This window comes from Paenibacillus sp. 01T443, assembly GCF_056398325.1.
The window spans coordinates 84,302-99,222 of record NZ_JBFTPE010000010.1 but is presented as its reverse complement, the minus strand read 5'-3'; the positions used below and the strand labels follow the sequence as shown (position 1 = coordinate 99,222).

11 protein-coding genes are annotated in these 14,921 nt (G+C 51.6%); 10 read left to right on the top strand and 1 reads right to left on the bottom strand.

The genetic code is table 11. The annotated features are described in order from the left end of the window. Positions 1 to 64: 64 nt before the first annotated feature. Both AC1DLI_RS19955 and AC1DLI_RS19950 read left to right on the top strand, forming a co-directional pair. Positions 65 to 1,387: an LLM class flavin-dependent oxidoreductase gene (locus AC1DLI_RS19955; RefSeq protein ID WP_477605682.1), complete on the top strand. Its 1,323-nt coding sequence runs from the start codon at positions 65 to 67 to the stop codon at positions 1,385 to 1,387. A 42-nt stretch (positions 1,388 to 1,429) separates the two neighbouring features. Next, positions 1,430 to 2,824, top strand: coding sequence for an ABC transporter substrate-binding protein (locus AC1DLI_RS19950; protein ID WP_477605680.1), 1,395 nt, complete (start codon positions 1,430 to 1,432; stop codon positions 2,822 to 2,824). Positions 2,825 to 2,851: 27 nt separating this feature from the next. On the opposite strand, the gene AC1DLI_RS19945 is transcribed toward AC1DLI_RS19950, so the two are convergent. Continuing rightward, positions 2,852 to 3,985: an NAD(P)-binding domain-containing protein gene (locus AC1DLI_RS19945; protein WP_477605678.1), complete on the bottom strand. Its 1,134-nt coding sequence runs from the start codon at positions 3,983 to 3,985 to the stop codon at positions 2,852 to 2,854. Positions 3,986 to 4,230: 245 nt separating this feature from the next. Here AC1DLI_RS19945 and nfsA point away from each other — a divergent pair, with 245 nt between their 5' ends. The 8 genes from nfsA (at position 4,231) to AC1DLI_RS19905 (ending at position 14,878) form a co-directional block, all read left to right on the top strand. Then, a complete protein-coding gene (gene nfsA, locus AC1DLI_RS19940) occupies positions 4,231 to 4,983 on the top strand; it encodes an oxygen-insensitive NADPH nitroreductase (RefSeq protein ID WP_477605676.1) in 753 nt (250 codons plus the stop codon). 51 nt (positions 4,984 to 5,034) lie between these two features. Continuing rightward, complete coding sequence (locus AC1DLI_RS19935) at positions 5,035 to 6,231, top strand: LLM class flavin-dependent oxidoreductase (RefSeq protein WP_477605674.1); 1,197 nt, start codon at positions 5,035 to 5,037, stop codon at positions 6,229 to 6,231. Between the two features lie 13 nt (positions 6,232 to 6,244). Then, positions 6,245 to 7,612 carry an LLM class flavin-dependent oxidoreductase gene (locus AC1DLI_RS19930; RefSeq protein WP_477605672.1) on the top strand — a complete coding sequence of 456 codons (1,368 nt, stop codon included), beginning with the start codon at positions 6,245 to 6,247 and terminating at the stop codon, positions 7,610 to 7,612. 24 nt (positions 7,613 to 7,636) lie between these two features. Continuing rightward, complete coding sequence (locus tag AC1DLI_RS19925) at positions 7,637 to 8,611, top strand: aldo/keto reductase family protein (protein WP_477605670.1); 975 nt, start codon at positions 7,637 to 7,639, stop codon at positions 8,609 to 8,611. A gap of 202 nt (positions 8,612 to 8,813) precedes the next feature. Then, on the top strand, positions 8,814 to 9,413 hold the full coding sequence (locus AC1DLI_RS19920; RefSeq protein WP_477605668.1) for a PadR family transcriptional regulator: 600 nt from the start codon (positions 8,814 to 8,816) through the stop codon (positions 9,411 to 9,413). After that, the gene (locus tag AC1DLI_RS19915; RefSeq protein ID WP_477605665.1) at positions 9,397 to 11,223 is read left to right on the top strand and encodes an ABC transporter ATP-binding protein; all 1,827 of its coding nucleotides are present in this window, start codon (positions 9,397 to 9,399) and stop codon (positions 11,221 to 11,223) included. Before AC1DLI_RS19920 ends, AC1DLI_RS19915 begins: the two co-directional genes overlap by 17 nt. 33 nt (positions 11,224 to 11,256) lie before the next feature. Further along, the gene (locus tag AC1DLI_RS19910; RefSeq protein WP_477605663.1) at positions 11,257 to 13,020 is read left to right on the top strand and encodes an ABC transporter ATP-binding protein; all 1,764 of its coding nucleotides are present in this window, start codon (positions 11,257 to 11,259) and stop codon (positions 13,018 to 13,020) included. Next, positions 12,995 to 14,878, top strand: coding sequence for an ABC transporter ATP-binding protein (locus AC1DLI_RS19905; RefSeq protein WP_477605661.1), 1,884 nt, complete (start codon positions 12,995 to 12,997; stop codon positions 14,876 to 14,878). Before AC1DLI_RS19910 ends, AC1DLI_RS19905 begins: the two co-directional genes overlap by 26 nt. Positions 14,879 to 14,921 lie beyond the last annotated feature (43 nt).

Sequence of the window (14,921 nt, the reverse complement as noted above, 5' to 3'; positions counted from 1 at the left end):
CAACCGCACAGAATGGTGAAAACAGGCTTTCGAATCATTAACCAGCCAAACGGGAGGGAAATCGATGAGTAACAAACAACGTCAGCTTCACTTGAACGCATTCTTGTACGGAACCGGCCACCATGAGGCGTCATGGCGGCTTCCGGAAGCAGAGCCTGAGCGCAACCTGGATTTTAACCATGTGCTGCAAATCGTGCAGACGGCGGAGCGCGGTCTGATGGATTCCGTGTTTCTGGCTGACGGCTATTCCGGCCGCTCTAATAAGCTGGAGCCGTTCACGGAGCTGTCCGCGCTGGCGAGCAGCACGAAGCATATCGGATTAATTGCGACAGTCGGCACCACCTACAATGAGCCGTTTCACGTCGCGCGCAAATTCGCTTCGCTGGACCATATCAGCAAAGGAAGAGCGGGCTGGAACATTGTGACCGGAGCGGGCAACGCCTCTCATAACTTCGGCCTGCAGGAGCATCCGGAGCATGCTCTCCGGTATGAGGAGGCGGAGGAGTTTACAGACGTCGTCAAGCAGCTGTGGGACAGCTGGGAGGATGACGCGGTGTTGAATGACAAAGCTTCCGGCATCCGTATCGCTTCGGACAAGGTTCACACGATTGATTACAAAGGGAAGTATTATCGCGTCAAGGGACCTTTGAACATCGCACGGCCGCCGCAAGGTTATCCTGTTCTGGTGCAGGCCGGATCGTCGGAGAGCGGCAGGGAATTTGCAGCCAGGTCGGCGGAGGTGATATTTACGGCCCACCAGAGCATAGCGAGCGCCCAGGTGTTCTATAAGGATGTGAAGTCCAGACTTCCGAAATACGGCAGAACCGCCGATCAGCTCAAAATATTGCCTGGCATCAGTCCCATTCTTGCCGATACGGTGGAGGAGGCGCAAGAAATCGAGAACAGGCTGTTTGAATTCGTGAATAAGGATGGGGCTGTAAGGCGGTTGTCCGAACGTCTCGGCATCGATTTGTCGCAGCATCCGCTTGACGAGCCATTGTCGCTCGAGGGCTTGCGCGAAACGGATGAGGTCAATGGCCACAAGAGCCGTCATCAGCTTATTCTCGACCTTATCCGCGAAGAGAATCTGACGCTGAGGCAGCTGGTGAACCGGCTTGCCGGGGCAAGGGGGCATTTTACGTTTACGGGCACGCCGCTTCAGCTTGCTGATGTCATTGAGACATGGTTTTTAAATGGCGCTGCGGACGGATTCAACGTCATGCCGCAAATTTATCCTGGCGGGCTGGATACATTCGTCGAGAAGGTTATTCCCGAGCTGCAGAACAGGGGATTGTTCCGCACCGAATATGAAGGAACGACGCTCAGGGACCGTCTTGGACTCGAACGGCCGCTCAATGCGCGGCACAAACAGAAGGCTGTATTGTAAATCCACATACATGCACAACTATTCAGGGGAGAGATTACGATCATGAAGAAGCTCACATTAGGCATTACAATATTATTGCTGCTGGCACTGATAACGGCATGCGCAAGCGGAGGCAATAACGGGGGGAACGGGAACGGAGGCACGGCAGGCAGCGCAGCCGATCCGAATAATACCGAAGCTCCATCCGCTGAGCCTGCTGATTTCAAGAAGCTTGGCGACGAACCGATTACGCTGACTTTTTTCAATACAAGCGGCACGTTTCCGGATGTTGAATTCCAGACACTGATTGCCGATCCAATTAAGAAAAAATTCCCGAACGTAACGATTGAGCGGATTACGCCGGCAGCTACGACGACCAATGAAGAGGTGCTCTCGACGCATGTCCCGGACATTATTTATTCCTCATCCTCGTCGCATCAGAAAATAATCCGTACCGGAGCGTATGAAGACTTGCGGGAGCTGATCAAGCGCCACAATTTCGATGAAAGCCGGATCAAGCCTATTTTGTATGACTATATCAAGGATATGACGAAGGGCAAGGGCGACCAGATTTATGCGATACCGTTCAATGCCAATCAGCACGTCCTCTACTACAATAAGGATATTTTTGATAAATTCGGTGTCGAGTATCCGACCGAAAAGCAATTGACATGGGATGAAGTGCTCGACATTGCGGCAAAGTTGACCCGAACGGAAAACGGCGTCCACTATGTAGGGTTGTCCGTCGATAACCTGACAGGCCTTGCTAAGGGACTCGGTCTTTCTTATGTTGATCGCGATACTGGCAATGCGGCGCTGGATTCACCGGAGTGGCTGCGCGTGTTCGAGCTCAACAAACGGATCTTTGAAATTCCGGGCTACGTGACGCCTGACGGAACGTGGAACTGGGGCCGCGATCAGTTCATGAAGGATCAGACGATTGCAATGCGCGTAACCTGGCTTGCCAACATGGTCGGACCGCTTGAGGAGCTGCGCCAGCAGGGCGTGGAATTTAACTGGGATATCGCGCCTGCGCCTAACTTTGAAGACCAGCTGGGCAAGTCGAGAGAAGCGCAAATTCACTCGTTGTCCGTGAACAGCCAAAGCAAGCACAAGGACGAGGCGTTCCAGGTTATCGCAGAAATCCTGTCCGATGAAGGGCAGCGTATTTTAGCTAGAAACGGACGCGTTCCGGCGATTATCAATCCTGAGCTGGAGAAGGAATACGGCCTTGACATTCCGGTGCTGCAGGGCAAGTCGGTGCAAAACGTATTTATCGGCGAGCCGCTGCAGGAACACTATATTCATCCGTTCGAGCTAGAAATTTCTGCGCGGATGACGGAGGCAGCGGAGGATCTGGCCGTCAACGGGCTGGACGTCAATTCAGTAATCCGCAAGGCGACCGATACGATCAACAAGGACGTTGAGACGCTTCGGACGACGCTTGGCACGCCTTAATAAGCAAACAAAAAGCAAAGGGAGAGGTTAATGACCTCGCCCTTTGCTTTGTTGTATGTATGGAATAATGGACCGGCAGGCTTGCCGGAGACCGGCGACAAAGCCGAAGGCGGGACCGTGGGTATGGCTGGCGAGCGGTCCGGCAAAAAAAAGACCGGGAACACTGCTTTCAAAATCCCCGTTTAATAAGGGGAACCGTTCAAAGCAGCTCTCCCTCTGAATCGCTTCAAGCAAATAATCGGGCAGAAAGGGCACCCGGTTCAAGTCGATGCGATAGCCCGTTGCCGCGATGACATGGTCTGCGATTCGATGCTCACCGCCTGATAGTTCGAGAATCGCTTTGCCGTCCTGCGTCATACCTGCTCTTTTGATGGCAGCTCCGCCGGTTGTCTTCACTTTTCCTTCGACATAAGGCTTAAGGAATGAAGCGACGCTTCCTTGGCGGGGCGTATGCCAGCGTTCCTGCTTTTGCTCAAGCGGAAGCCTGTAGAACTGCTCGGCCGATTCAATCAGCTTCATCCCTGAAGCTGTGTTGTCTTCGCTTGCGTATTGAACCACTTCCCTCCTGTACAGCAGCTCCGCTTCGCTTCCGGCAAGCTGAAGCAAAGCGGCGGCTTCCCACGCGCTTTGGCCGCTGCCGATGACGGCGACCTTCTGTCCTTTGAAACGGCCGAACTCGGTCTGTCCGAAGGTATGCGACAGCAGCGCCGCAGGAAGTCCGTTTAATTCATCCGGAATGTAGCTGAAATGCTGAAGTCCAGTGGCGACGACTACGTTTCTACCGTTTAATCGCTTGCCCGTCTCTGTAATGATCGAGAAGCCGTCATACAGGCGGTCCAACGAAACGACCAGCTCGGGAGTAAAAGAGACACGGGCATGGTGGGCGAACCAGAAGGCGTAGTCTACGAAGGCCGGCCGGGGAAAGGGGGATTCGAGCGGAACCTTCGTCTCTTGGCTAAACCGTTCGATCGTCAGCGCGTCATCGCGGTCGGAGAAGCTGATGTAGCGCGGATTCGTCCGGATAAACATAGTTTGCGGCATTTGCTCCTTCCAAAAATGCATCGGCCTCCCCAGAAGAACATAGGAAAGCCCGCAAGCTTTGGCATGCGCGGCAAGTGAAATGCCGTAAGGACCGGCACCGATTATGATGAGATCAACCATGTCATTACCTCCAGTCAAACGGGTAAAATAAATATACCGAGAATTATACTCGGTAAACTATGAATTGCAACGAAAATCTGTCTAATTTGCGTGTTGACAACTCTTCTTTTCCGTGATAAGTTTTGTATGACATTTTTCATATTAAATTCCTTGGAATAATCGGAATTATACGGCTACCGGTCAACCGGAGACACCTGCATCATGTGTCTCCGGTTTTTTTTATGCCAAGGGACAGGGGGATAACGATGAGCGAAACGATTGAACTATTGAGAAAGCACCGCTCCGTGCGGAAATATAAAGACGCGGCGGTACCCGAGGAGCATTTGACGGATATTTTGCTGGCTGCGCAGGCTGCCCCTACCTCCTCCAACATACAGGCCTACAGCGTGGTCGCGGTGAGAGATTCGGAGCGCAAACGGAAATTCGCGGAGCTTGCCGGCAACCAGCAGCAAATTGCGGAGAGTTCCGTGTTCCTCGTATGGTTAGCGGATCTGAACAAAATTAGAACGGCGGTGCGACTGCATGAGGATATTGAGCTGCAGCAAAATGTGGAGCTGTTCCTGCTAGGCACAATCGACGCCGCGCTGGCTGCCCAGAATGCAACGATTGCGGCTGAATCGCTCGGGTACGGAACGGTGTATATCGGCGGCATCCGCAACAATCCGCAGGCGGTAACCAATCTGCTCGAGCTTCCGCAGCTCGTCTATCCAGTGTTCGGCTTATGTGTGGGCGTTCCCGATCAGGAGCCGGACATTCGGCCGAGATTGCCGCTGGCGGCTGTCTATCACAAAGAGGTGTACCGGCAGGAAGGACTGGAGGAGGAAATCAAGGCTTATGACGAGATCACCCGCCATTATTATGCGACCCGCAAAGGCGGAGGCAAAGGAGGCGAGCAGGAAACGAAATGGTCCAAGGAAATGCTCAAACGGTTTAACAAGGAGAGGCTCCGCGGACATATGCACGAATTCCTGTTGAAACGGGGGTTTGAACTAAAGTAGGGGAGAACGGGAACGAAAGCTTTTATAAAATCGGAAAACGGGGTGTTCAGCATGAGTCGCATTTATGAGATCGAACCGGAATTCGGCTGGTACATGCCGACAAGGGGGGACGGGCCGTATGTAGGCGTGAAATCCGAGCGTACGGTCGACATCGCCTACAATATCAAAGTCGCTCAGGCAGTGGAGGAAGCKGGTTATACGTTTGCGCTTATCCCAACGGGCGGGAATTGCTCGGATGCCTGGCTGGTCGGCGCGACGCTTGCAGCCCATACGAAGACATTCAAGCCGCTCGTGGCGATGAGGCCAGGACTCATTGCACCGGCGCTTGCGGCAAGGATGGGAGCAACGCTGGATGAGGTGACCGGCGGCAGGGCACTGATCAACATTGTAACCGGCAGCTCAGCGGCGGATATGAAGGCGATGGGCGATCCGCTGGCGTTTGACAAGGAAGCCCGCTATGAGCGAACGCTTGAATATATCAAGATCGTAAAGCAATTATGGATCAATTCGGGAGCGGTGCCGAGAGACGGGCTGGTTGCGGCGCATGATGCTTTGGGGCATATCGAGCGTTATGACCATCAAGGGAAATACTTTCAGCTGGAAGGCGGCATCAGCTATCCGCCGACTGTTCAAAGACCGCATCCGCCATTCTATTTCGGAGGCAGCTCGCCGGCTGCCAAGCGGACCGCGGCGGAAATTGCCGACGTCTACCTCATGTGGGCGGAGCCGCTTGATTGGATCAAGGAGCAGATCGATGAGGTCGAGCAGCACCGCAAGGAGCTGCTGCAGACGCAAGGAATCGACCGGACGATAAGGTACGGCTTGCGGGCCCAGGTGGTTATCCGCGATACCGAGGAGGAAGCTTGGGCCGCGGCCAGAACAATCGTCAGCCGCATCGATCCGGCTTTGAAGCAGGGCCTCAAAGGGCAGCTGTTTTACAATCTGTCTGCGGGCCAGCAGAGGCAGAACGAGCTGCGCAAGCTGGCGGAAGCCAATGATTATGTGATCGGTCCCAACTTCTGGGCGGGGCTGGCCCAGGTAAGGGGCGGAGGCGCGATGGCTTTTGTCGGAACGCCGGAGCAGGTGGCGGACCGGCTGCTCGAATATACAAACATCGGCGTCACTTCCTTTATATTGTCCGGATATCCGAACCTGGAGGAAGCGTCGGCCTCCGGCAAAGCGCTGCTCCCGGTGTTCCGAAGAAAATGGCAGGAGCGAAGGCTCGCTGCCGCTTCACAACAAACTTGATGAGGTGATGAACATGAGCGGCTTGCAATCAGACAAAAAAGCTCATTTTAATGTGTTCTTACGGGGAGCCGGACATCATTCCGCCGCCTGGAAGCATCCGGATTCGAGTCCGAAGGAGGATTTGGACCTCGACTATTACGCGAACATTGCAAAGATCGCGGAAAGAGGGCTGTTCGATTCCTTGTTTACCGCGGACAACTATTCGGGCCTCGGCAGAAGACTGGAGCCATTCACGCTGCTGTCCGGCCTTGCCGCGCTGACGAAGCATGTCGGGCTTATCGCTACCGTAAGCACGACCTACAATGACCCGTATCATGTGGCCAGAAAGTTTGCTTCGCTGGATCATATCAGTAAAGGAAGGGCGGCCTGGAACATCGTGACGGGCCATTCGCAGGCGGATGCCGGCAACTTCAACAGGACGGAGCATCCCGAGGTATCGAAGCGCTACGAGATCGGCGACGAGTTCGTCGAAATTACCAAGCAGCTGTGGGACAGCTGGGAAGAGGACGCTCTTGTTTACGACAGGGCGAATGAGGTGACGATCGATTCCAGCAAGGTGTACGAAATCGATTTTCAAGGCAAATACCATTCAGTCAAAGGGCCGCTGAACATCCCTAGACCGCCGCAAGGCTATCCGGTACTTGTGCAGGCAGGCTCGTCGGATGCCGGTAGGGAGCTTGCCGCGAAGTCGGCGGAGGTTATCTTCACGGCGCAGCAGACGCTGGGCGCTGCTCAGGAGTTTTATACGGACGTAAAATTGAGGCTGAAGAAATACGGACGCAAGCCGGAGCAGCTGCTGATTATGCCGGGACTAAGCCCGATCGTCGGAGATACAGAAGCAGAAGCAAGAGACATTGAGGAGGAATTCAACAGCTTGCTCAATACGAAGCAGGCGCTGCGCAGGCTGTCGAACTATTTTACGGTGGACTTGTCGGAATACTCGCTGGATGATCTCGTGCCGGTGGATAAAGCAAAGCCTTACGGAACGATCACGACCGGCATTACAAGCCGTCAAGAGGTCGTCGTGGACGCCGCCAGACGGGACCAGATGACGATTCGTCAGTTTATTGCCCGAAGCGCAGCGGGACACGGCCATGTTTCCTTTACAGGCTCGGTGCTGCAGACCGCCGATTTTATCGAGAAGTGGATTCGCGAGAACGGAGCCGACGGCTTTAATATTTTACCGCACATTTATTTCAAAGGGTTGGAAACGTTCGTTGATAAGGTCGTTCCAGAGCTGCAAAACCGCGGCCTGTTTCGGACGGAGTATGAAGGCAGGACGCTGCGTGAAAATCTCGGGCTCGCCCGGCCGGAAAATGCGAACAAAGCGATTTGGGCGCTGCGCAAGGAGAACGAGAAGAAGCAGGCTCATAGCGGCTAACTAATTATTGGGAGGAATCATAACATGTTTGTACAATATCGCCAATTGGGCGCAAGCGGGTTGAAGGTAAGTGAAATCAGTCTCGGAAGCTGGCTTACGTATGGTGGCTACGTAGAGCGCGAGAACGCGGTAAAGTCGATTCAAACGGCTTACGACCTCGGCATTAATTTCTTTGACACCGCCAACGTATACGCGAAGGGCGAGGCAGAGAAGGTTGTGGGGGAAACGCTCCGGGCTTATCCCCGCGAATCGTATGTGCTTGCAACGAAGGTATACGGAAAAATCGGCGACGGGCCGAATGATCGCGGCTTATCCCGAAAGCATGTGATCGAATCGGCAAACGCAAGCTTAAAGCGCCTTGGTCTCGAGTATGTGGATGTTTTCTACAGCCACCGCTTTGATACGGAGACGCCGCTGGAAGAAACGCTTCGCGCATTCGAGGACTTGGTCCGCCAAGGCAAGGTCCATTATGTCGGCGTCAGCGAATGGACGGCGGCGCAAATTACGGAAGCCTTTGCGATTGCGGACAAATATTTGCTCGACCGCATTGTGGTTAACCAACCGATCTACAACTTATTTGAGCGTTACATTGAGAAGGAGATTATTCCCCTCGGGCTCAAAAAAGGCTTCGGCCAGGTTGTTTTCTCACCGCTTGCGCAAGGACTGTTAACTGGTAAATATACAGCAGACAATCAAGTGCCTGACGAGTCTCGCGCGGCGAAGCATGAAAACTTTAAAAATAAAATTACAGAGGAGAAGCTTGTAAAGGTAGAGCAGCTGAAGGGTATCGCGGCTGAACTTGATATTACGGTCGGTCAGCTATCTCTTGCTTGGATTTTGCGTCAGCCGAATGTATCCAGTGCATTGGTAGGAGCGAGCCGTCCCGAACAGGTAGAAGAAAACGCGAAGGCTTCAGGTATCGTGCTTGACGGAAATACATTAGAGCGTATCTCCTCCATTATTGACAATGATCCGGCAGCTTCCAAAGGTAAATTCTAAAACCGATTGCATGGAATGAGACCGAATCCAGTAAAGTACGTTTTTACTGGATTTTTTCATGGAAAAAAATCCGCTGAGAAAAAGGGATGCAAATTCGGTATGCAAGGTTACCTTTGGTTGCGCAACTAATGATTGCCAATTAACGATATATCGTATATTATTCTAATTAATACGATATATCGTTAACGGAGGAGATTACGGAATGAAAGAAGGATGGCAGCCAGAGGAAAGATTATTTTTGCATCATGCAAATGAAAGAGACAACAATGGTTCAGGCAGGCGCTATTTCAGCCGCGGCGGAGTAAAATATGCGCTGCTGGAGCTGCTGGGGAAGGAGAGTATGCATGGCTATCAAATGATGAAGGCGCTCGAAGAGCAATCGGGAGGCACTTATAAGCCAAGTGCAGGCTCGATATATCCAACCCTGCAAATGCTGAGGGATCAGGGATTCGTGGAATCCTCGAAGCAGGACGGCAAGAAGATATTTGAGATCACGGAAGAAGGCAGGATTTATTTGCTTGAAGAGAAGGAAAGCGCCGTTGATGCTTCGGACCGCCGGGAGTTTAGCAGCCCGGATGAAGAGGGAGTGCCATGTGATCGGAACAAGCCCAATCGGCGGTTAACGCCTGCGGGCAAGGAACTGCTTCATTTACTGAAGGCAGCTGAGCGGACGGCCGTGAGCGATGCCGGCAAAGCAGTGCAGCTCCGCATCGTGCTCGATCAACTGCGTCTCGCGCTTCGCCAAATCGCTGTTGAAGCAGAAAGCAATGGCGAGGGGGATGCCTATGAGCAACAACCTTAACTCTGCTCCCACGTTCAGGCAGGGCGGCGGCATGAGAAAATTTGGAACGGGCGAGAAGGCAAAACCGGCAAGCATATACAGCATGTTCATACGGATCTATAAGCATGCCCAGACGCAGCTGCCTCTATTGATTGCTGCAATAGCCTGTGTTATCGCTATTTCGCTGCTGGAATTCATCGTGCCTCAATTGACTCGTTATACGATCGACCATATTATCCCGCACCAGCTGTTCAGCAAGCTTGTTCTGATTGGCGGAGGAGTATTAGGCTCGGCTGTCGCGTTAGGCGCCCTGCGGTATATCAGTACCTCGCTCATGGCCTCCGTCGGGCAAAAAGTGCTTTACAATCTTCGTAATGAGCTTTACCGCCATATGCAAAGCTTGGATGTTTCCTTCTTTGACCGCAATCGTACCGGCGATTTGATGTCACGCGTCACGAACGACGTAAGCATCCTTCAGCAGATGATTTCCTCCAGCATGATGCAATTATTTACCGATTTCTTTACCTTTACAGCCATTGCGGTTTATATGCTTTGGATAGACTGGAAGCTTACGCTGCTGCTGCTTGCGACCTTCCCATTTATGATTTTGACGACGAAAGTCTTTGGCAAGAGAATGCGATCGTCGTTCCGAACGGTGCAGGAGTCCGTGGCTGACGTCAGCGACCATTTGCAAAATACGCTGACGGGCATAAGGCTAATCAAAGCGTTTACCGCTGAGGAATACGAGTCGGAGCGGTTCTCCGAACGAACCCAGCGGAACATGGATGCGAATATTCAGGTGACCCGCTTGCGGGCCGCTTATGAACCTATTATCGATTTTCTTAATTTTCTTGGTCTCGCTATCGTACTGGTCTTCGGCGCATGGCTGGCTATGAAGGATCAGATGACAGTGGGCACCATTGTTGCGTTTATTGCTTATTTGCGTTTATTGCAAAATCCGGTTCGGCATTTTAGCCGCATCATGAACACGATTCAGCAATCGGCTGCCGCTTACGAGCGCATTATGGAAGTTATGAACACGAAAGCCGAGATCGTTGAGCGGGAAAATGCAAGCAGTCTTCCTGTTGTGAGCGGGCATATCGTTTTTAATCATATCGATTTTGCTTATTCGAGCGATTCAACCGTTCTCAAAGACTTTCAATTGGAGCTGGAGGCTGGCAAGGTGACCGCACTTGTCGGATCATCGGGTTCGGGCAAAACAACGATTGCGCATCTCATCGCTAGATTTTATGATCCGCAGTCTGGAGAAATAACGATTGACGGTTATTCATTAAAGGATGTCACGATAGCCTCACTTAGAGAGCAGATCGGTATTGTGTCGCAGGATATCGTCTTGTTTAACGGTTCGATTGCGGAAAATATTCGTTACGGCAATCATCATTCGACGGATGCCGAGGTTATCGCGGCGGCTGAAGCGGCGAATGCTGCCGGCTTTATCGATTCCTTCCCGCAGGGCTATGAGACGCAAATTGGCGAACGGGGAGTAAAGCTGTCAGGAGGGCAAAAGCAGCGGCTTTCTATTGCTAGAGCTATTCTGAAAAATCCCCGGATCATCATACTGGATGAAGCTACCGCTTCGCTGGATACAGAATCGGAGCAGCACATCCAGGATGCGCTGGCGCAATTGCTCCAAGGCCGGACCTGTCTCGTTATTGCGCATCGTTTATCTACCATTCAGAAGGCAAATCGGATTTACGTGCTGGAGCAGGGGCAGATCGTTGAACATGGAACGCATGACGAGCTGCTGAACCTCCAAGGCCGTTACAACCAGCTGTATGAATTGCAATTCCCGCAAACCGATGAAGCGTAACAAAAATACTCCATTTTAGGAAGTGATCGTTTTTTGAAATCAAAAAGAATATTGGCAGATTTTTTTCGGAAAACGTGGTATATCTACCTGATCTCAATTTTTTTCCATTTGATTTCTAACTTGATCAATGTTTTTTTTCCAAAGGTGCTGGGTCAGTTCACGGATAAGCTGCAATTGGGCGGATTAACGAGCAAGCTGATTGTGGACTACAGCTTGCTGCTGCTGCTGATAGGTGTCGGCCATGTACTGTTTAACGGCTTAGCGATGTATTTGGTTATGTATGTGGGAAGAAAATTCGAGTTTCTTGTACGAAGGGGATTGTTTAAGCATTTTACCGACATGAGCGAAAAGTTCTATTCGAAGAATGGCGTCGGCAAGCTGCTCAGCTACTTTATGAATGATGTCACCGCGGTTCGCGAGTCCATCTCTATGGGCGTCAATTCGACCGCAAACGCGACGATGCTGCTGATCGCGGCGATAACCATGATGCTGCTGAGCCATATACCCTATTATTTAATATTGGCTTCTGTCTTCCCGCTGCTGCTGATCCCGGTCATCGTTGTTTATCTCGGTCCTATTATTAGAAAGAGGTCACTTGAGGTGCAGGAAGCGCTGGGCACGATGACGGAAACCGCGGAAGAGCAATTCGGCGGGATAAGGGTGACCAAGAAATTTGCGGTCGAAGACATTATGAATGAGCGTTTTGGCAAAACCGTAGAGCAAATCAGGCATAAGCAATTGCGTCTGGTGCGGGTTTCATCATTCTTTCAGGCGTTGATTCCATTTCTGGGGGCAATCGCTTTAATTATCGGGCTTGCTTTTGGCGGCTATTTGACGATTACGAAGCAGATCACACTCGGTAATTTTGTTGCCTTAACGCTCTATATCCGAATGCTGATGAATCCGCTTCAGCAAATTGGTAACGTAATCAATTCCATTCAACGCTCGCGCGCTTCTCTGGAGAGGTTGAACGGCTTGCTCGCGCAGCAATCGGATATTGTCGAGCTGGATCATGCTAAGGCTGTAAATTTGGAGGATGCAGGGATCACTGTTCGGAATTTGACGTTCGCTTACGATCCAGGTTCGAATCCCGTCCTGCGAAATATAAGCATGAACGTGAAAGCCGGTACGACCCTAGGCATCATCGGCCGAACAGGCAGCGGTAAGACAACCTTGATGAAGCTGCTGCTCCGCACCTTTGATCCGCCTCCTGGCACCATTGTTTACGGGCAGACGGATGTGAGGGAGATGACGCTTGCGAGCTTGCGCAATCAAATTGCCTATGTACCTCAGGATGGCTTCTTATTCAGTACGACGATTAAAGAAAATATCGCATTCTCTAACAGAGAGCTTGACCTTGAAGCCGTTGAGGCTGCTGCGAAGCATGCCCAAATCTACGATAATATCATTGAGCTGCCGAATCAGTTCGAAACCAGGCTTGGCGAGCGAGGCTTAACTTTATCGGGCGGCCAGCGCCAGCGAACGAGCCTTGCGCGGGGAATCGTCAAAAATGCTCCTATTATGATTTTGGACGATAGCGTCAGTGCGGTTGATGCGGTGACGGAGAAGGACATTATTGAAGCGCTCCAAACCGATCGAAACGGCAAAACGACGATCATTATTGCGCACCGCATCAGTGCAATTAAACATGCGGATGAAATTATCGTACTGGATGACGGTATGATCGTGCAGCGGGGAACACATGCGGAGCTGCTCATGCAGCAAGGACTCTATGCTACGCTTCATGCTATACAGGAGGAGGGAAGTCAACATGCGACCGGCACAAGCCATTCATAATTGGCAGGCGGATCAGAAGGGTGATCCTAATCAGCCGGAACAGAAGCCGGAATATGTATCTGCCTTCCGCACGCTGTTCGGCTATGCAAAACCGCATTTGTGGGCATTCATCGGCGTATTTTGCTGTACATTGATAGCCATTTTATCGGATTTGCTGCAGCCTTTTTTGATGAAAATTGCGATTGATGATAATTTATTATCCGGCAAAAACGATTTCAAAGGCCTCCTTACGATTTGTTTTATTTATTTTGGTTTATCTTTGTCGAGTTTGCTTTTTACCTATTTTCAAAACAATTTGCTCCAAAATATCGGCCAAAGCATCGTGTCGCGTATTCGCAAGCAGTTGTTCGGACATATTTTGAAGCAGTCGATGCGCTATTTCGACCGCATGTCGAGCGGCAGTCTCATTACGCATGTCTCGAGCGATACCGAGGCGCTGAACCAATTTTTTAATCAAGTGCTGCTGAGCCTGTTCCGTGACGGGTTGACCCTTGTCTTCATTATCGTGATGATGTTTCAGCTGGACACGAAGCTGGCGCTGTATTGCTTAATCCTGCTTCCGATCATATGGGCAATCGCCATCGCCTTCCGTTCCTTCATGCGTACGACCTATCAGCTTGCAAGAACGAGATTGTCCCGTTTGGTGGCTTTTGTAGCGGAGAATTTGTCAGGCATGAATTTGGTGCAGGTGTTCCACCAGCAAAAGGAGCAGGAGAAGCAGTTCAATGAGCGAAACGGCTTGTATTTCAAGGCGAATCTTCGGGAAATCCGTACGAATGTCGTGTTTGGCCGGACCTTTGATATTTTGAGCAATTTATCGATTGCGTTCGTAACGTGGATCGGCGGCAATGCCGTGCTCGGGCAGCAGCTTGAATTTGGGGTGCTGTATGCATTCATTACGTATATTCGCCAGTTTTTTCAGCCAATTAATACGATCACGCAGCAGTGGAATACGCTCCAGTCGGCTACGGTGGCCGTTACCCGAATTTGGAGCGTGTTTGAGAATAAGCCGGATGTGACGGATCGCGAGCTGGACCATGTGGATCTGCGGAAGGAAGAGCTGGGCGAAGACGCTGATGAACATCAGGCTTCTATGTCGAACCTCTGCCTGGAGCAGGTAAAAGGCCGGATCGATTTTAACCGGATCTCCTTTTCCTACGAGGAAGGGATACCGATTATCCGCGATCTGGACCTGCACATTAATTCCGGCGAGCTCATTGGCGTGGTGGGGACGACCGGCGCAGGCAAAAGCTCGCTGATCAGCTTGTTATGCCGCTTTTATGATGTGAAGGAAGGCAGCATACTTATCGATGAGACGGATGTACGAGACATTCCGCAAGCCACGCTGCACCGTCTGGTCGGGCTCGTGCAACAGGAGCCGTACCTTTATTCGGGCAGCATTATCGAAAATATAAGGATGTTCGATGAGTCGATCTCCCGCGAGGAGGTTATTCGCGCCTGCGAATTTGTTGGGGCGGATACGATCATCAAGAAGCTGAAGGACGGCTACGAGACGAAGCTGTCGGAGCGCGGCAGCGGCTTGTCGGCAGGCGAGCGCCAGCTGATCTCCTTCGCTAGAATTATCGTTTTTAAGCCAAAGGTACTTATATTGGATGAGGCGAGCGCGAATTTGGATTCCCATACGGAGCAGCTGATTCAGAATGCTCTGCAAGTCGTGTCCCAGGATCGGACGACAATTGTCATCGCGCATCGATTATCTACCATCATGCAGGCCGACCGTATCATTGTCATGAGCCATGGTGAAATCGTGGAGCAGGGCAATCATCAAGAGCTGCTTGAGCATGACGGTCACTACAAAGAGCTTTATGAGCATTCGCAAGGCAATGTTGCGGTGTAGCCGGCAGTAAGCTGCATTGCTCCACAAAGTATCGGCACGTGCC